Source organism: Mesorhizobium sp. M0968 (assembly GCF_040319065.1).
Classification (GTDB): Bacteria; Pseudomonadota; Alphaproteobacteria; order Rhizobiales; family Rhizobiaceae; genus Mesorhizobium.
Map to the genome: position 1 here is coordinate 302,041 of NZ_JAMYNL010000003.1, position 16,785 is coordinate 318,825.

Here is a 16,785-nt window from a genome sequence, read left to right on the forward strand (position 1 = left end):
TTTCAGACCGTCAGCACCACCTTGCCGATCGGCCTGGTGGCGAGAAAGGCATGGGCGGCACCGGCCTGTTCGAGGGGAAACGCCTTTGCCACGTGGACGGCCAGCTTTTTCGCGTCGATCAATTTGCCGAGCTCCACCAGAGCGGCACGGTCGGGCACTACGGACATGCGCTCGACGTGGATGCCTCGCGTCCTGGCCTTTGCCTTGGTGGCATCGCTGACATCGAGCAGCGACACCAGAACGCCGCCGGCAGTGAGCACTTTCAGTGATTGCTCCGCATGCACGCCGCCGAACGGGTCCAGAACCAGATCGATGTCGCGGGCCTTCGCGGTGAAATCATCCCTTGTGTAGTCGATCACCTCGTCGGCGCCGAGCGAGCGGACGAAATCGAGCTTTTCCGGGCTGGCGGTCGCGACGACGTAAGCGCTGTGCGCCTTGGCGATCTGCACCGCCAGGTGGCCGACGCCGCCGGCTCCGGCGTGGATCAGCACGCGCTTGCCAGAATCGAGCCGGCCATGGCGGACAAGGCCTTGCCAGGCCGTCAGGCCGGCCAGCGGCAGCGCGGCGGCTTGCGCGTGATCTATGCCTTCAGGTTTCGGCGCAAGCTCATCAGCCGGGACAGCGGCGAGTTCGGCGTAGGCTGCCGCCTGTTTGGGAAAGCGCGGCATGCCGAACACGGCATCGCCGACCTTGAGGCCGGAGACGCCGGAGCCCAGCGCCTCGACAGTCCCCGAAACATCCCAGCCAAGGACAAAAGGCGGCTCGCCAAGCAGCGGATAGTGGCCGCCGCGCACCGCACCATCGACCGGATTGATGCCGGCCGCTTCGATGCGGACGAGCACTTCGCCGGCTTCGGGTGATGGCGCGGGGCGATCGGCAATGACGAGGACATCGGGTCCGCCGAAGGAATTCTGGATAATGGCACGCATGGAAGGCTCTCCTGCTGGTTTTGATGTGCCACTATCATTTGGATAGTTATTTTCTCTTGTCTAGTATGTACCTTTTTGATATATATGCACCCCATGGATAGTGAAGATGTTTCCCCTTTTGGCTATGACGCCTTTCGGCGGTCGTGCCCGTCACACGCCGTGCTCGAGACACTCGCCAGCAAATGGGTCTACCTGGTGATCTGTGCGCTGCGCCGGGGCCGGCTCCGCAACGGCGAATTGGCGCGCAAGCTCGAAGGCATCACGCCGAAAATGCTGACGCAGACGCTGCGTATCCTGGAACGCGACGGGCTTGTGCGGCGCGAGGTTTTCCCGGTCATTCCGCCGCGGGTCGAATATGAGCTGACCGAACTTGGCCAGAACCTGGCAGGACTGCTCAATCAGATCAGAGCCTGGTCGGAGCAGCATGTGCCCGACATCAAAAATGCGCGCGCACGGGCGGCGGAACAGCAAGAAGATCTGGATGCCTGAGGCGGGCACAGTTCGGTGCGCAGCAATAGCGCGCAAGCGCGACGCGCGTTAAAGTCTTGTTTTCACCCGATCATGGCGCTGCGGCCGCCGGCTTCTGTGTCGCGCGCCTTGGTGTCGCGCGATTCCAGCATCTCGGCCTTGGAAAGCTCCGCTTCGGCTTCGCTCAGCAATGATTCGGCGACATTTCGCTGCTGGGCGAGGTCGCTTTGCGAATTTCTAAGGTTGTCGCGGCGCAGACGTGCCGCCTTGGCGAAGGTCGGATAAGCAAAGTGATTGATGTCGGTGATGCCGGCCTTCTTCTCTTCGGCAGCAATCTGAAGTTCCAGCTCGACGGCCATGCGCTCGAATTCGGCGATCATCATGTCGAGCTGCAGCAGCTGCCGCCGCTTCTCGCTCACCTGAAATTGCTGCAGCCGAACGAGGTTTTCACGTGACTTCATGATTCGGTACTCCCGGAAACGCACACCTGCACATATCGTCCAATTCACCCGGCAAGGCCCAGGCTTGACCCGTTTCCACCGGCTTTCCCCGAACTATGGGAAACAAACTCCTAAAGTTTTTTGCCGGCGGTAACCATTCGTTTACGGGCATTGTTAATCATACGGCTCAGGACTTAAGGGCGGGTAAAAATTCTGCTTCTCGTCGGGAAACCCGGCCAACGAGTCCGAAGAGTCACTTAGTCTGGCTTATTAATGTGCTGCGTTAACGGTTTGGGTCTGTGATTCGTTATTGGATTCAACAAGGTGTAGAAAGGGGTTAAAAAATCTGATACCGTCATGGACGGGGAATTAGATTTTATTAACCATTCGATGGCAGCCTCTGCTCAGGCAATCACTGCTCCGGTCCTGGACGGGTCGTGAAATGGTCCGGCAGCAGAAAAGGGGAATGAAATGCGCGTTCTGCTGATAGAAGACGACAGTGCAACCGCACAAAGCATCGAGCTGATGCTGAAATCGGAAAGTTTCAATGTCTATACGACCGACCTTGGCGAAGAGGGCGTCGATCTAGGCAAGCTTTACGATTACGACATCATTCTCCTCGACCTCAATCTCCCCGACATGTCGGGCTATGAAGTTTTGAGAACACTTCGCCTGTCCAAGGTGAAGACGCCGATCCTCATCCTCTCCGGCATGGCCGGCATCGAGGACAAGGTGCGCGGCCTCGGCTTCGGCGCCGACGATTACATGACCAAGCCCTTTCACAAGGACGAACTGGTCGCCCGCATCCATGCCATCGTGCGGCGTTCCAAGGGCCACGCCCAGTCGGTCATCACCACCGGCGACCTGGTGGTCAATCTCGATGCCAAGACCGTTGAGGTCGGTGGCCAGCGCGTGCATCTGACCGGCAAGGAATATCAGATGCTGGAACTGCTCTCGCTGCGCAAGGGCACCACGCTGACCAAGGAAATGTTCCTCAACCATCTCTATGGCGGCATGGATGAGCCGGAGCTGAAGATCATCGACGTCTTCATCTGCAAGCTGCGCAAGAAGCTTGACGCCGCGTCTGGCGGGCAGAATTACATCGAGACCGTCTGGGGCCGCGGCTATGTGCTGCGTGAACCCGAAGATATCCGCGTCAGCGCCTGAACTAGGGGCGTGATCCCAAGGTGGGCGCCGATTTTTTCGGAAAAGAACCCGGCAAAACAACAAGATAGAGCCGATCCGATTTTCGTCGGAATGGAACAGCTCTGATCAGGCGGCAATCTTCAAGGCGCGGAAGCACTCGAGCAGTTGCGGCCGGTTGAACGGCTTCAGCAGGTAGCCCTGGGCGCCGGCTCGTTTTGCCCGCATGATCGCCCCGACATCGACCTCGACCAGCGAAATCAAAACCTGCGGCAATACCGGGCTTTCCATGGCGCGCAGGCGGCGGATGAGGTCCTGCGCCTGCATGTCCGGCAAGGCGCCGTCGACGACGATGATATCAGGCATGTCGGCCGCGCACATCTCGATCGCCTCGTGGCCGCTGGCGGCTTCGATCACCATCATGCCGGAACCGCCCAGGATACGCCTTGCGACCTTCCTGATGACGCTCGAATTGTCGACGAACATGCAGCGTTTCATTCCGGGACCCTCTTTGCCATGCGGCGAACCGGCAGCGTCGTGGCATCTGCCGGGGAACATAGGCCGATCTGGTAAAGAAGCCGAAAAGCCGTTAGGTAAAATTTTCCTGAAGGTGTTTTAAGTGAAATCTTCTTTCGCAATGCTTCACGCAATCAATCCGCAAGCCCGCCCACAGATGTTAGGACAACGCCGCAAATATGACTTGAGAAAAATACTTTCCCCGCTCTTTAGGAGAACTTCAGGCTGCGGAAAGGACGATCTCGTCGGCGGTCGCATGGATCGAAATCGTCATGTTGGCTTCGCGGGCCAGGAGCAGCGTGTAATAGGGCTGCACCGAATGCGCGTCGATCGGCTCTTCCGGCCTGTGGCCGGAATGCAATTCCAGGAATTTGGGCGGCACGCGGAGCATCGGGCCGCTCGCCGCGAGCGCAAAGCGCGGCTCGGTCTCGAGGTTCTCCAGCGTGACCACCAGCCTGCCACCGCGCGGAATGGCGGCGTTAGCGACGAGGATGAGATTGAGCAGCAGCTTGACCTTGTTCTTGGGCAACAGTGCGCGGGTTCCGTTCCAGATCAGTTCCGGCTTCTCGTTCTTCAGGAAGGCGATGGCCACGGCCTCGGCGTCCCCGGTGTCGATCAGCATGCCGGCGGAACCGGCGGCACCGAAGGCGATGCGGGCGAATTGCAAGCGGGCGGAGGCGTTTTTGGCGCTTTGGCGGATCAGCTTCATGGCGTCTTCGTCGGCGCCGCCTTCGTCGAGCAGCTCAAGCCCGTTGTTTATGGCACCGACCGGCGAAATGATGTCGTGGCAGACCCGGCTGCACAGCAGCGCTGCCAGATCGGGTGCGGAAAGGGTGAAAAGCTCGGCCATCGGCAAAAATCCCTGCAAATTTCACAACACAATGACCGGGCGATCATGATCACGCCTGTCCACACGAATCACGCTCTCTCCCAAGCATTCTGAATACACAGCGCTTGTGCGTGCAGCAACAAATCCGAAATCATGATTGTCGAAAATGGCGTGTTCACGCAGCAGGGTGCTGCGCGGGCGATGTGAAAACAGCCTTCGAACCGCCATCTTCATGTGGGAGTTTAATGGTTGAAAAAGGATTACGGCATAGTTTGCCCCTAACAGTCATCCTTAACGGCCGCCAAAGAGCCGTACGGGTGCGAGGCGTCGGCGAAAGTGCTCCCTGACGGAGATTGGAAGCATGGTTTCCCGATTCTACGACCGGACTTTTTTCCGTGTCATCTCAATGACGATCGCGCTCATCGGCCTTGTCGCCTTTTCGGCATCGGCCGCGCGGGCGCAGGAATACACCGCGCAGGAGATCGTCGATTCCGGTCATAAATTCTTCGGCGCGACGTCGGGCGGGCTCGCCACCGTCGTCGAGAAGATTTTCGCCACCTATGGCCTGCCGAACGGCTATCTGCTCGGCGAAGAGGGGTCCGGGGCGCTGATCGGTGGCCTGACCTATGGCGAAGGCACGCTCTACACCAAGAATGCCGGCGACCACAAAGTGTTCTGGCAAGGCCCTTCGCTCGGCTGGGATTTCGGCGGCGAGGGCTCGCGCGTCATGATGCTGGTCTACAATCTCGACGATGTGAGCAGCCTCTATAATCGTTTTGGCGGCGTCGCCGGCTCCGCCTATGTCGTCGCCGGCGTCGGCTTCAACGTGCTGAAGAACAACAATGTGCTGCTCGTGCCGATCCGTACCGGCGTCGGCGCTCGTCTCGGCGTCAATCTCGGCTACCTCAAGCTCACCCAGCGCGCGACCTGGAATCCGTTCTGACCTGCATGATGGCGCCACTGCGATTGGAGCTGTGATCCCACGGTCTGAGCTTTGCCGCAGCATACTCTTGCCGTGGCGCCGGATTTCCGTCATGCGAAGATGGCAAAGTCGACCTTTGGCGGTTGCCATGCACAACGGATAGTCATCTTGGTCCAGTCGATCCTGTTCTTTGTTCTCGGGTTTCTCTGCGCCGGCTTTCTGGCGCTGATGATTGCTCCGGCCGTGTGGCGGCGGGCGGTGGCGCTGACGCGCAAGCGCGTCGAGGGCTCGATGCCGTTGACGCTGGCCGAGATCCAGGCGGACAAGGATCGCATTCGCGCCGAGTTCGCGGTTTCGGTGCGCCGGCTTGAAATGACCGTCAAGTCATTGCGCGAGAAAGCCGCCGAACAGCTGGTCGAGATCGGCCGCGACCGCGAAGCCCTGAAGGAATTGGCGGCCGAGCGACAGGACAAGAACCGGGTCGTCGCCGATCTTACAGCCAGCGGCGAGGAGCTTCGCAAGCGCGATGAGCAACTGCAGCAGCTGTCGGAACGGCTTGCGGAGACCGAGCGCGCCCTCGAAAAGCGCGGGCTCGAACTGCGGAAACTGGAGCACATGTATGACGACGCCAGTTTTTCATCCAGCAGCCGGCAGATCGAGCTGGTGGCGCGCGAATCCGAGCTGCAGAAGTTGGCAAGCGACATTTCGCTGCTGCGCGGCCAGCGCAAGGAGGCGGACAGGCGCAGCCAGGAATTGGCAGCCGAAAGCAAGGTTTTGCGGGACGCGCTGAAGGCCGAGAAGAAAAGAACCGGCGACCTGGAAAAGAAGGTCGAACGCCTGCTCGCCTCGCTGGCCGATCGCGAGGACAGGCTCGAGCGCCGCGAGAAGGAACTGGTGCGCCTTCGCGAAAAGCCGAAAGGCGCTGAAAGGGCGCCTGCGGTGGGTCTTGCCGGCGTGCCAGGCAGTCAGGTCAATGTGGCCGCCAACGGCGACATCGAACAGACAACCGCCAAGCTCGACGCCGACCGCGAGCGGCTGGAGGCCAGGCTGACGTCGCTGGCACGCGAGAACAGGCGGCTGAAGACAGATCTTGCTGCCGTCGAAACGTCGAAATCGCGGACCGGAGACGATACCGGCAGCGCCAGCGCGGCATTGCGCGAAGAGATGAACGATCTGGCGGCGCAAGTCGTGGCCTTGACGGCAAAGCTCGACGGGCCGGATTCGCCGATCGCCCGGGCGCTTGCAGCGCCTGAGGATACGCGGCCGGGGAGCGGCGGACGCAGCCTTGCCGATCGGGTGCGGGCGCTGCAGAAGGCCGCTTCGACCGACTAAGATTCCACAAGCGCGAGCGGGACGCCCCGGCTCTAAAAGCACGTCGCATTCGACCGGCCTCATCGGACGCGCTTTAAGTTCTTGTTTGATGCATGTCGTTATCGCAAAACCGCTGCACACTTTTGCGCGACATGCATTAGGCTCCGGAAAAATGATGCAGCGCGATGGCTGATGCGGCGGCGACGTTCAGGCTGTCGAAGCCCTGCGCCATACCGATCCGCAGCGTCTGCAGGCGGGCAAGCAGGCTTTCCGGCAGGCCTTCGCCCTCGGTGCCGAGATAGAGCGCCAGCCGCTCGTTTCTCTTGGCATCGCGAATGTCGATCTGCCCGCGCGGCGACAAGGCGAATTGGCTGAAGCCTTGCCGGTCGAGCATTGCGGTGCAGCCGGCGGTATCGGCAAAGCAGGCGAAGGGGACTTTCAAGGCCGCGCCCACCGAGACGCGGATTGCCTTGCGGTACAGCGGATCGCAGCAGGTCGGATCGAGAAGCGCGGCATCCGCGCCAAAGGCGGCGGCATTGCGGAAGATCGATCCCATATTGTCATGATTGGCGATGCCGACCAGCACCACGATCAGCGCGCGGGCGGGCAGTGCGCCGAGCAAAGCTTCAGCGGAGACGGCCGCGCCCTTGCGGCCGATCGCCAATATGCCGCGATGCATGTGGAATCCGGCAATCCTGTCCATGACTTCGCCGGATGCGACATAGATCGGAAGCCCGGCAGGCGCCTTGCGCAGGACGTCATCGAGGCCGGCCAGCCGGTTCTCGAGCACCAGCACCGATTCTGCCTCGAAGCGACGGGCGGCAAGCAGCGTGTCGAGCACCACCTTGCCTTCGGCGACGAAACGGCCCTGCCGGCCGGCAAGATCGCGTTCCCGGATGTCGAGATAGGCGGCGACGCGAGGATCCTGCGGGTCGTCTATGCGGATCGGATTCATGGCTTCCTCGGCGGATCTTGGCGTCGGCCGCGAATCGGGATTCGGCTTCGGAAGGCATGATGCCGGATCCGAAGCTCTGACCGTATCTCAGCGTCCAAATGGATGCACGCCGTTCTAACGGTCAAATCCAATCACAAGGCGCCGGGCCGAGACGCCTTGCCTGGCCTCCTGGCGGCATGGAGATATTGATTCCCGCGGCACGGCACTTCGGCCAAGCCGCTTCAATGCAGAATTTCGATGCGGCGAAGGAACCCCACGGGGCCATGCCGCGTCATAGAGGCGGGCTCCTGCTGCGGTCCTGGGACGACATCGATGATCAGGCTCCTCCTCGTCTTTGCCGCCACACTTGCCCTCGCATGCGGCGTGGCCCGCGCGGCCAAGCTCGATCCAGCCACCGTCAATCAGTCCCAATTCACTATCGGCGAACCGAAGGGTGTCGATCCGATGCTGCTGAAGGCGCAGATCCTTCTGGATCGCGCCCGCTTCTCGCCGGGCCTCATCGACGGTCGCCTTTCCCGGAACTTCGCCAAAGCCGTCGCCGCGTTTCAGGCGGCAAACGGACTTCCGCCCGATGGCAAGCTCAGTCCACAAACCTGGAGCAAACTCATCGCAACCTCCGCCAAGCCGGTGCTGGTGACCTATGAGGTGATGCGCAAGGATGTGCGCGGACCTTTCACCAGGCGTATTCCGGCTCGCTTGGAGAGGATGGCCCGCTTGCGGCGGCTCGGCTACCGCAATGCAGTGGAGAGGTTGGCCGAGCGCTTCCACGTCAGCGACCAATTGCTGCGAATGCTCAATCCGGGCACCAGCCTCAGGAAACCAGGCAGGACCTTGGTGGTGCCTGATGTCGGCAGAGGCGACCCTCCCGCCGGCGTCGCCACCGTCGAGGTCGACAAGGGCGCTCGCCTGGTGCGTGTGCTCGACCGTGCCGGCAAATGGCTGGCGGTCTACCCCGCCTCGATTGGGAGCGAGGAGAAGCCGGCGCCAAGCGGCATGGCGGAGGTCAGGCGCGTGGTGCACAACCCTACCTATCATTACGATCCGGACTTCGCTTTCAAGGGAGTCAAGACCAAGCGGCCCTTCACCATCGCTGCCGGGCCGAACAACCCCGTGGGATCGGTCTGGATCGATCTCTCCATCGAAAGCTACGGCATCCACGGCACGCCCGAACCGGGCAAGATCGGCACGACCTTTTCGCATGGCTGCATCCGGTTGACCAATTGGGATGCCGAAGACCTTGCCTCCATGGTGCAGCCGGGCACGAAGGTCGAGTTCAAGGACGAGATTGCGCAGGCCGCCGACGAGCGCGTTCAGTAGCAAAGCGGACTTGGCAGCAAAGCGGACTTGGCAGCAAAGCGGACTTGGCAGCAAAGCGGATTTGGCGGGGCATTCTCCGCCTCGGCCGCTCAGGTCCCGGCGCGACGCAGCCGGTGCGCCATCTGCGACAGTTCACCTTCGCCGAAAATGCCGTCCAGCATGTGCAGCAATTCGCGCACCGCCGCGGACTTGCAGGAATAATAGATCATTTGCCGGTCGCGGCGGGTCTCGACAAGGTCGGAAGCCCTGAGCTTGGCCAGATGCTGTGACAGGGCGGATTGGCTGAGCGATACCTTCTCGGCTATGGCGCCGACCGACATCTCGCCCTCGGCCAGATAGCTCATGATCAACAAACGTTTTTCGTTGCCCATCAGCGTCAGAAACGCAGCCGCGGTTCCGGCGTTGGCGACTAGTTTGTTCGAGACCATAGATCCCCCATGCCTTCTTGCTCATCCGCCGCTATGGGGGCAATAGCGTCGGATTCCATAGACTTTCCCTATAGATGCACGCCAGCGATTCAGCGTCACTCGCAAAGGTAGAACATTTCGCTCAAATCTCAAGGCTTGCTTTCCACGCAAGCCGATTAACTGTGCGGCTGTGATTAATTTGCCGATCGGGCAGCCTTGGCCATGTCAACCAGGACAGGCCTGAGGTCGCGCGCCGCTCTCAGCGGCTCGGGGAAGAAAACCCGACAGACATTGTCGCCCGATATGAGATCCATCCCGTCGGCGTCGAACCCGGTGACGATCCAGCCGTCACTCTCGGCCCCGCCGAAATGACTTGCGTAGAGGGCAATCGCATCGAGATGGTCGGCGTTCATGTGGTCGAGCGCCGATTGCTCGCCGGCGGCAAGCTCTTCGACGATCGCTCCCGTCGCGACCAGATCGGTGCGGTCGAGCAGATAGGCCTTGCCGAAGCCTCCGTTCAGGCTGGCGCGCTCCGGTTCGAGCCGGAAAATCGAGAAGTCGCCGAGCCCGGCATAGAGTTTTGCCTTGGGGTTGCGGTTGAGGTAGCGCCGCTCGGCACGGGCGTGTTCGTTCGCTCCGCGTTCGAGCCGCACGGCGCGGCAGACGAGCGTCAATCGCGGATGCGCCAGCGGATCGCCCTTGCCGGGTTCGCCGACGAGCAACGAGCAGCGCGGGTCGGCAAGGATGGCGCCGGTATGGGTGGACAGCATCGATACCAGGATCAATGGCGTGCCGTCGATGTCTGTGGCGACGCCGACCCGGCTGGCCAGCGGCGAACCGGTTCCTGGTTCGAGCACTGCCAACGCACCGAAACGGGCGCTGCGGATCAGCGTCTTTGCCAGCCTGATCGCCTCGGTATCGGTCGCGCGGATCACGTCTTTCCTAGGTTCGTCCAAGGCATCACCGTCGCATTTATTTCGGCGCCATGCGGATGGCGCCGTCGAGGCGAATTGTCTCGCCGTTGAGCATCTGGTTCTCGATGATGTGCAAGGCAAGTGCCGCGTATTCCGAAGGCTCGCCCAAACGGGAAGGGAAGGGCACAGCGGCGCCGAGCGAATCCTGCACCTCCTGCGGCATGCCGGCCATCATCGGCGTCCTGAAGATGCCGGGTGCGATGGTGCAGACGCGAATGCCGGAGCGGGCGAGATCGCGCGCCACCGGCAGCGTCATGCCGACGACGCCGGCCTTGGACGCGGAATAGGCGGCCTGGCCGATCTGGCCGTCATGGGCCGCGACCGACGCGGTGTTGACGATGACACCGCGCTCGCCGCCCTGCAGCGGCTCGAGCCTGGCGGTCCGGTCGGCGACCAGGCGGATCATGTTGAAGGTGCCGATCAGATTGACCTCGATCACCTTGCGGTATTGATCGAGCGGATGCGGTCCGTCCTTGCCGATCGTCTTCATGCCGACAACGATGCCGGCGCAATTGACCAGGATGCGCGGTGCGCCGAGCGTCTCTGCCGCTTCCGCGACTGCGGCGGCACCGCTCTCGGCGTCGCTCACATCACATCGGACGGCGATGCCGCCGATGTCAGCCGCCACCTTGGCCGCACGCTCGATACCGAGATCGAGGACGGCAACCCTGGCGCCGCCGGCGGCAAGAGCGCGCGCCGTCGCCTCGCCAAGGCCGGAGCCGCCACCGGTGACGATCGCAATCTGGCCGTTCGGGTTCATCTCGACGTCCTCCTCCGTGTCCAGACTATGCCGCCAAGCCACCGTGCGACAGCGCCGGCACGGTCATGCCATCGCGGCGATGTGCGCGGCAATCCTTGCCTGGTCGGCGTGGCAAACCTCGCCCGCCAGCCTCGCCAACGCGCCCGGCACGATCTCGTGCGCCAAAAGCCGGTCGGGGTCGACCGGACGCGGCATCGAGATCTGCCCCCGCGGCAGCCTCCTGAAGCCGAGCGGGCCGTAGTAGGGTTCGTCGCCGACCAGCATCACCGCCGGCGCGCCGGCGTTGGCGGCGGCTTCCAGCGCGATTGCCACCAGCCGGCGGCCGATGCCGAAATTTTTGAAGGCCGGCCGCACAGCGAGCGGCCCGAGCATCAGCGCGCGGCCAGCGCCGGCGGCGATGCGCGTCATCCGTACCGAGGCGACGACGATTGTGCCATCGACGGCCACGAAGGACAAAGCCCGTTCATGCGGGCCACCTTGGCGGATCTTGTAGGCGGCGAGCACGAAACGACCTGGCCCGAAGGCCTCGTCATTGATGGCTTCGATTTCAGGATCGTGCGCCGGAGTTTCCGGCAGGTATTTCACGTCGGCCAGGTATTTCAAGTCGGCAAGGCTCATGGTCTTTGCGTTCCGGTATGCGAGGAAAGGTTTGCTGCAAGCGGCAGCGTTCGCCAGTCAGCGCTTCATCAAGCGCGGGCGCTCTTTCGTCGTCGGTCGAACCGGATCACGGCAAAGTCGAACATGCGGATGTCCGCTAGCACCAATTTTCAGCCGCCGCAATCGGCCCGCGCAGCCGACGCGCACTCGACGACGCAGCCGTTGACGATCTGTTCAGCATCGGGGATTTCCGCAGCGCCGCTTGGTGCCCTACATCGCGTAGGAACGCGAAAGGATATTGCATGGGATTGCTAGTCGAAGGCCAATGGCAGGACCGCTGGCACGATACCGGGGAGAGCGGCGGCAGGTTCGTGCGGGCGCAGTCGCAGTGGCGCGACTGGGTGACCCGCGACGGCACGCCGGCCGAAGGGCGAAAACGCGGCTTCAAGGCCGAGCCCGGCCGCTATCACCTCTATGTCTCGCTCGCCTGCCCGTGGGCGCATCGGACGCTGATCTTTCGCGTGCTCAAAAAACTCGAGGACGTGATTTCCGTCTCGGTCGTCCATCATTTCATGGGCGCCGACGGCTGGACGTTCCTGGCCGAGGACGGCGCCACCGGCGACACGCTCTACGGCCTCGATTTCCTGCACCAGATCTACACCAGGGCCGATCCCGGCTATTCGGGCCGAGTCACCGTTCCGGTGCTGTGGGACAAACGCGAGCAGACCATCGTTTCCAACGAATCCTCCGAGATCATCCGCATGCTCAATTCGGCCTTCGACGAATGGGGCGATGCCAGGCTCGATTTTTATCCGCAACCGTTGCGCGGCGAGATCGATGCGATCAATGCGCTGGTCTATCCCGCGGTCAACAACGGCGTCTACCGTGCCGGCTTCGCCACCACGCAGGCAGCCTACGAGGAGGCATTCGGCGAATTGTTCTCGGCGCTCGACATGCTGGAGGACCGTCTGTCAAGGCAGCGCTATCTCGTCGGCGGCCGCATCACCGAGGCGGACTGGCGGCTGTTCACGACACTGGTGCGCTTCGACCCGGTCTATGTCGGCCATTTCAAGTGCAATCTGCGCCGCATCGCCGACTATCCGAACCTGTCGAATTACCTGCGCGATCTCTACCAGGTGCCGGGCGTCGCCGGCACGGTGAATTTGCACCACATCAAGGCGCATTATTACGGCAGCCACGAGACCATCAACCCGACGCGCATCGTGCCGGTCGGGCCGGAGCTGGACTACGGCGCGCCGCATGACCGGGACAGGTTCAGGAATGCGGCGTGAAATCAGCGATCTAGCGGAAGGTCTCGGAGTCCATCTTTGCCCTTCTAACGAGTTCAGCTTTCAATATGGTATTTCCAAATCGATTGGAGTAGCCGAGCGACGTTGCAAGGAACGCAACGATGCCGCTGATCATGACGATCACGACCGACATCTGGGGCGGGATTGCGCGTAACAATCCCGACGGCAGAAGCACAGCCATTCCCAAAATCATTTCTATCAGGGTTGAGAAGCCGACCATTTTCCAGAATTCAGTGCGAGTAAAAAGCTGAGCATGTCGCTTTATAAAAACGAAATATGTCACGAATGCCGCAACTAATTGTATTGTGAATTGGATGAATCTTCCAACTTTTGCTAACATGTATGGATCTATCCCAAGAACTATTGTCGAAATTAACGCTATAACGGAAAATGTTATCCCATTAATTCCCGTGTAAAGTGATACATAGAGCGCGATTCTAAATCTATCGTTTTGGCTGTGTTGCATTTTTTCTCCTCATCGCTCAGCATTTATCTCTCTGAGAACAATGAATGCTGCCGGTCTATACCGACGCAGCCAAAGCTGTTGAAGAGATGATCTACCAGTAAGGCGATGCCGAATTCCCCCCAAAAACTTCGGCAATCCGCCGCAGCGTCGCCGGTGTCGTGCCCTGGGGCAAGCGGTCGAGCGGGAAGAAGCCGGCTTCGGCGATCTCGCGGTCGGGCAGCTTGGGCGCTGGCTGGTTGAACTCCTCGACCAGATAGAGGCCGACATGGTCGCGGCGGCTGGCGCGGCGGTTGAAATGCAGCGACTTCAGCACCGGCGGTCCGGTCAGCGCGATGTTGCCTTCCTCGAAGACTTCGCGTGTCAGCGCTTCGATCATCGTTTCGCCCAACTCGACGCCACCGCCCGGAAGGTGCCAGCCCGGGACATAGGTGTGGCGGATGAGGAAGACGGAATTGGAGGGGCGGTCGTGGATCAAGCCGCGCACGCCGAGCGTCATCGGCCGCCGCAGTACGAAATACAGGTGAAACAGCCTCGCCCTGAAGCCCGGCCAGCCGGTCTGACGCAGGGCTTGCTCCGGATCCGGCGTCGTCATCGTCCGCGAAACCGTGAGTGGAAAGCCGCGCGCGGCTCGCCTATGAAGAAAAGATGTTCAGGCTCGCGCATATTTCCGATGTCCATCTGGGGCCGCTTCCCGATGTAACCTATCGCGATCTCGCCTCCAAGCGCGTGGTCGGTTACGTCAATTGGCAGCGCAACCGCCGCCGCTACATGCATGATGCAGTCATCGACACCATCGTCGCCGACATGAAGGCCAGCGGGCCGGACCATCTCGCCATCACCGGCGACCTAGTCAATCTGGCGCTCGACGGCGAGGTCGAGATGGCCAAGCACTGGCTGGAGACGCTGGGCTCGCCCAATGACGTGTCGGTCGTGCCGGGAAACCATGACGCCTATGTGCCGGGCGCCTTCGACAAGACCTGCCGGTCCTGGGCGGCGTGGATGACCGGCGACGGCGTCAACACGCCGGTCGACCGCAACACTTTTCCCTATTTGCGCGTACGCGGCAATGTTGCGCTGGTCGGCGTCTCGACGGCGCGCGCCACGGCTCCGTTCATGGCCAACGGCTTCTTTCTGGAAGGCCAGGCGGAAAGGCTGCGCGGCATCCTCGACGCCACAGGCAAGAGCGGCCTGTTCCGGGTGATCATGATCCACCATCCGCCGGTGCGCGGCGCCGTTTCGCAGAACAAGCGGCTGTTCGGCATCTCGCGCTTCCACAAGGTTCTTCACCGGCATGGTGCCGAGCTTGTGCTGCACGGCCATTCGCATGTGCCGTCGCTGTTCTTCATCGGCGCCCGCAAGATCAAAATTCCGGTGGTCGGGGTCGCCGCGGCGGGGCAGGCGCCCGGCAGTTCGCATGCGCCGGCGCAATACAATCTGCTCGACATCGACGGTGAAAAGGACAATTGGCGGATCAGGCTGACGCGCCGCGGCCTGACCGGGCCGGCATTGCCGCCCAGCGACCTGCAGACAATGGAGCTTGGCGTGAGGGCCGAGGCGTCGATGGCCAGAGCAATTCCAGGAAAAGTGTGAAGCGGTTTTCGGTCCGGAGTTGCGTCAAAGCATAGAGATAGAGCGGTTCAGCGTCTCCGTGAAACGCTGAACCGCTCTAGAAGCTGATTTTCATTGCAACGATGCGGTCCCAGAACAGTACGAGCGAAATCGCCAGGCCGACCAGCGCGCCGGCGGCGATCAGGCCGAGGCCCGAGAAGAACGCCGACCAGCCGTTGCTGCGCGCAGCGACATGCAGCGGCGGCTCAGCCTCCGCCACCAGGGCGCGTTTCAGGCCGGCGACGGCCTGCTCGATGCCGCCTTCCATCATTCTCTGGCGTTCGACGACGCGCTCGGCGACATAGCGCGTCACCTGGTCGGCAACGACCTTCATCTCGGTCGATTCGGCGAGCACGACGCGGCCGATGCGCGTGTCCTTGAGAAAGCGGTAGGTGCGACGGTCGCGTCCCATGGCGACATGGCTGACGGCGTCGATCCACAGCCGTGGCTGCAGGCCGGACGAGACGGCGAAGTCGAAACTGTCCATGTCGGTGGGTACGTCGCCGAAGACCGACGCGAGTTCGGCGGCAAGCAGATCGAGCCGCATGCGATGCGCTTCGCGCATCTCGACGACGACGTCGTCGCGGTCGGCGAAGGCGTTTTTGACGTCGCGAATGGCATCGGACAGTTTTCGCGACTGATCGATCTGGGTGATGTTCTCGCCTGCGTCCTTCATCGGCGTTGCCTCGCGGGGTTTGGTTAACACCGAATTAACACAGCCGCCGGCAAATTGCACTTGCGAGATCGAGGAGCGGACAAGGGTTCGCTGGATGAGCACCAGCGCCGCCGCCGTGCCTGCGCGAAGACCGATCAGCTCGCCGCAGCGGCGAATCCCGGACGAAGCCGCCTGCTGCGGCGTCGCATATTCCGACGGACGGCCTCGACGACCAGGCCGGGCGCTTCCTCGACCAGCATATGGCCGGCTTCCAGCACGTGGTGCAGATGAAAATGCTTCGGCACGCCCTCCGCCTGGCTGACGGGCAGCATCGCGTCGTCGGTTCCCCAAACCACCATGATTGGCATATTCAGCGTTTCAAGCCGCTCGTTCGGGATGACGCCTTGCCGATCATCCCTGGTCATGGCGGCTGCGAGCTCGACAAGTGTACGCAACTGGCCGGGCCGCTGGCGCATCTCGCTGACGAGTTCGACCCTATGCTGCGGCAGCCGGCTTTGCGGTCCCGACATGGCGGCAAGACAGGCGCGGATTTCATCCATGCCGGCAGCGGCGGCGTAGCGACGCAGCAGCGGACCATTGATCTCAGGACCGAAACCGCCCGGCGCCAGCAGCGTCAGCGACGCCATTCTTTCGGGCTCGCTCAATGCCATCAGGGCGGCCACCGCGCCGCCCATCGAATGACCGACGAGATGGGCCCGCTTTATCCCGCGAGCGGAAAGATCCGCAAGGACGGCACTGGCTGCAATCCTGGCCGGACCGCCGCCCGGAAAATCGAGCGACAGCCCATGTCCCGGCAGATCATAGGCCAGGGTCCGCGCGCCGGGCGCCAGAGACTCGGCCACATCGCGCCAGTCGTCGTGGCAGCCACCGAAACCATGCAGGAAGGCAATCGTTGTCGGGCCGGTGCCCCGTTCGGCGGCGTAAAGGGAAGGGATCATGCAAACTTTATGGCTTGGTGCCGGAATCAATCAGGATGCCGGGGCGGTCTTATGCGGGGATCAGTCTTTTGCGGGGGTCAGACTTATGTGGAGATCAGCCTATGCGGGATCAGACCTATGGGGCATCAGATTGGCCGGTTCAAATTGTGTCTGAATTGCGCTTTGGCCGTCCGGATGGCCAGTAAAATCTTCGCGATCACCTGACGTCGTGCACGCGCC

General features: G+C 61.9%; 20 protein-coding genes. 8 read left to right on the plus strand and 12 right to left on the minus strand.

The annotated features are described in order from the left end of the window. Positions 1-2: 2 nt before the first annotated feature. Positions 3-929: an NADP-dependent oxidoreductase gene (locus NKH67_RS06935; protein ID WP_352469682.1), complete on the minus strand. Its 927-nt coding sequence runs from the start codon at positions 927-929 to the stop codon at positions 3-5. Positions 930-1,022: 93 nt separating this feature from the next. On the opposite strand from NKH67_RS06935, the gene NKH67_RS06940 reads away from it, so the two are divergent. Continuing rightward, the gene (locus NKH67_RS06940) at positions 1,023-1,418 is read left to right on the plus strand and encodes a winged helix-turn-helix transcriptional regulator (RefSeq protein WP_352469683.1); all 396 of its coding nucleotides are present in this window, start codon (positions 1,023-1,025) and stop codon (positions 1,416-1,418) included. Between the two features lie 62 nt (positions 1,419-1,480). Here NKH67_RS06940 and NKH67_RS06945 read toward each other — a convergent pair whose 3' ends face one another. Continuing rightward, positions 1,481-1,858, minus strand: a complete 378-nt coding sequence (locus NKH67_RS06945) for a flagellar export protein FliJ (protein ID WP_352469684.1) — start codon at positions 1,856-1,858, stop codon at positions 1,481-1,483. A 450-nt stretch (positions 1,859-2,308) separates the two neighbouring features. On the opposite strand from NKH67_RS06945, the gene ctrA reads away from it, so the two are divergent. Then, positions 2,309-3,004, plus strand: coding sequence for a response regulator transcription factor CtrA (gene ctrA / locus NKH67_RS06950; protein WP_006203583.1), 696 nt, complete (start codon positions 2,309-2,311; stop codon positions 3,002-3,004). 105 nt (positions 3,005-3,109) lie between these two features. Here the strand turns inward: ctrA and NKH67_RS06955 are convergent, their stop codons facing one another. After that, the gene (locus NKH67_RS06955) at positions 3,110-3,478 is read right to left on the minus strand and encodes a response regulator (protein WP_352452918.1); all 369 of its coding nucleotides are present in this window, start codon (positions 3,476-3,478) and stop codon (positions 3,110-3,112) included. Positions 3,479-3,716: 238 nt separating this feature from the next. Then, the gene (gene chpT, locus NKH67_RS06960) at positions 3,717-4,346 is read right to left on the minus strand and encodes a histidine phosphotransferase ChpT (protein ID WP_352452917.1); all 630 of its coding nucleotides are present in this window, start codon (positions 4,344-4,346) and stop codon (positions 3,717-3,719) included. A gap of 340 nt (positions 4,347-4,686) precedes the next feature. Here chpT and NKH67_RS06965 point away from each other — a divergent pair, with 340 nt between their 5' ends. Further along, positions 4,687-5,268 (plus strand): DUF1134 domain-containing protein, encoded by a 582-nt coding sequence (locus NKH67_RS06965; RefSeq protein ID WP_023679557.1) that lies wholly within the window; start codon positions 4,687-4,689, stop codon positions 5,266-5,268. 147 nt (positions 5,269-5,415) lie between these two features. Beyond that, on the plus strand, positions 5,416-6,579 hold the full coding sequence (locus NKH67_RS06970) for a coiled-coil domain-containing protein (protein WP_352469685.1): 1,164 nt from the start codon (positions 5,416-5,418) through the stop codon (positions 6,577-6,579). A gap of 136 nt (positions 6,580-6,715) precedes the next feature. On the opposite strand, the gene NKH67_RS06975 is transcribed toward NKH67_RS06970, so the two are convergent. After that, positions 6,716-7,513 (minus strand): TrmH family RNA methyltransferase, encoded by a 798-nt coding sequence (locus NKH67_RS06975; RefSeq protein ID WP_352502237.1) that lies wholly within the window; start codon positions 7,511-7,513, stop codon positions 6,716-6,718. A 312-nt stretch (positions 7,514-7,825) separates the two neighbouring features. On the opposite strand from NKH67_RS06975, the gene NKH67_RS06980 reads away from it, so the two are divergent. Next, entirely contained in the window at positions 7,826-8,830 is a 1,005-nt protein-coding gene (locus NKH67_RS06980; protein WP_352469686.1) for a L,D-transpeptidase, read from the plus strand. An 89-nt stretch (positions 8,831-8,919) separates the two neighbouring features. Here the strand turns inward: NKH67_RS06980 and NKH67_RS06985 are convergent, their stop codons facing one another. The 4 genes from NKH67_RS06985 to NKH67_RS07000 form a co-directional block, all read right to left on the minus strand. Next, complete coding sequence (locus NKH67_RS06985) at positions 8,920-9,258, minus strand: ArsR/SmtB family transcription factor (RefSeq protein ID WP_023679553.1); 339 nt, start codon at positions 9,256-9,258, stop codon at positions 8,920-8,922. A gap of 173 nt (positions 9,259-9,431) precedes the next feature. Continuing rightward, positions 9,432-10,193, minus strand: coding sequence for a HugZ family pyridoxamine 5'-phosphate oxidase (locus NKH67_RS06990; RefSeq protein WP_352469687.1), 762 nt, complete (start codon positions 10,191-10,193; stop codon positions 9,432-9,434). A gap of 16 nt (positions 10,194-10,209) precedes the next feature. Further along, positions 10,210-10,971: an SDR family NAD(P)-dependent oxidoreductase gene (locus NKH67_RS06995; protein ID WP_352469688.1), complete on the minus strand. Its 762-nt coding sequence runs from the start codon at positions 10,969-10,971 to the stop codon at positions 10,210-10,212. A 63-nt stretch (positions 10,972-11,034) separates the two neighbouring features. After that, positions 11,035-11,589, minus strand: coding sequence for a GNAT family N-acetyltransferase (locus tag NKH67_RS07000; RefSeq protein WP_352469689.1), 555 nt, complete (start codon positions 11,587-11,589; stop codon positions 11,035-11,037). Positions 11,590-11,870: 281 nt separating this feature from the next. Between NKH67_RS07000 and NKH67_RS07005 the strand changes: the two genes are divergently transcribed. Beyond that, the gene (locus NKH67_RS07005; RefSeq protein WP_352469690.1) at positions 11,871-12,860 is read left to right on the plus strand and encodes a glutathione S-transferase family protein; all 990 of its coding nucleotides are present in this window, start codon (positions 11,871-11,873) and stop codon (positions 12,858-12,860) included. Positions 12,861-12,979: 119 nt separating this feature from the next. Then, positions 12,980-13,129 (plus strand): hypothetical protein, encoded by a 150-nt coding sequence (locus NKH67_RS07010; protein ID WP_352469691.1) that lies wholly within the window; start codon positions 12,980-12,982, stop codon positions 13,127-13,129. Positions 13,130-13,435: 306 nt separating this feature from the next. Here NKH67_RS07010 and NKH67_RS07015 read toward each other — a convergent pair whose 3' ends face one another. Next, positions 13,436-13,936, minus strand: coding sequence for an NUDIX domain-containing protein (locus tag NKH67_RS07015; protein ID WP_352469692.1), 501 nt, complete (start codon positions 13,934-13,936; stop codon positions 13,436-13,438). A 53-nt stretch (positions 13,937-13,989) separates the two neighbouring features. On the opposite strand from NKH67_RS07015, the gene NKH67_RS07020 reads away from it, so the two are divergent. After that, complete coding sequence (locus NKH67_RS07020) at positions 13,990-14,934, plus strand: metallophosphoesterase family protein (protein WP_352469823.1); 945 nt, start codon at positions 13,990-13,992, stop codon at positions 14,932-14,934. Positions 14,935-15,010: 76 nt separating this feature from the next. Here NKH67_RS07020 and NKH67_RS07025 read toward each other — a convergent pair whose 3' ends face one another. After that, positions 15,011-15,628 (minus strand): hypothetical protein, encoded by a 618-nt coding sequence (locus NKH67_RS07025; RefSeq protein WP_352469693.1) that lies wholly within the window; start codon positions 15,626-15,628, stop codon positions 15,011-15,013. 134 nt (positions 15,629-15,762) lie between these two features. Next, on the minus strand, positions 15,763-16,566 hold the full coding sequence (locus NKH67_RS07030; RefSeq protein ID WP_352502235.1) for an alpha/beta fold hydrolase: 804 nt from the start codon (positions 16,564-16,566) through the stop codon (positions 15,763-15,765). Positions 16,567-16,785: the final 219 nt, after the last annotated feature.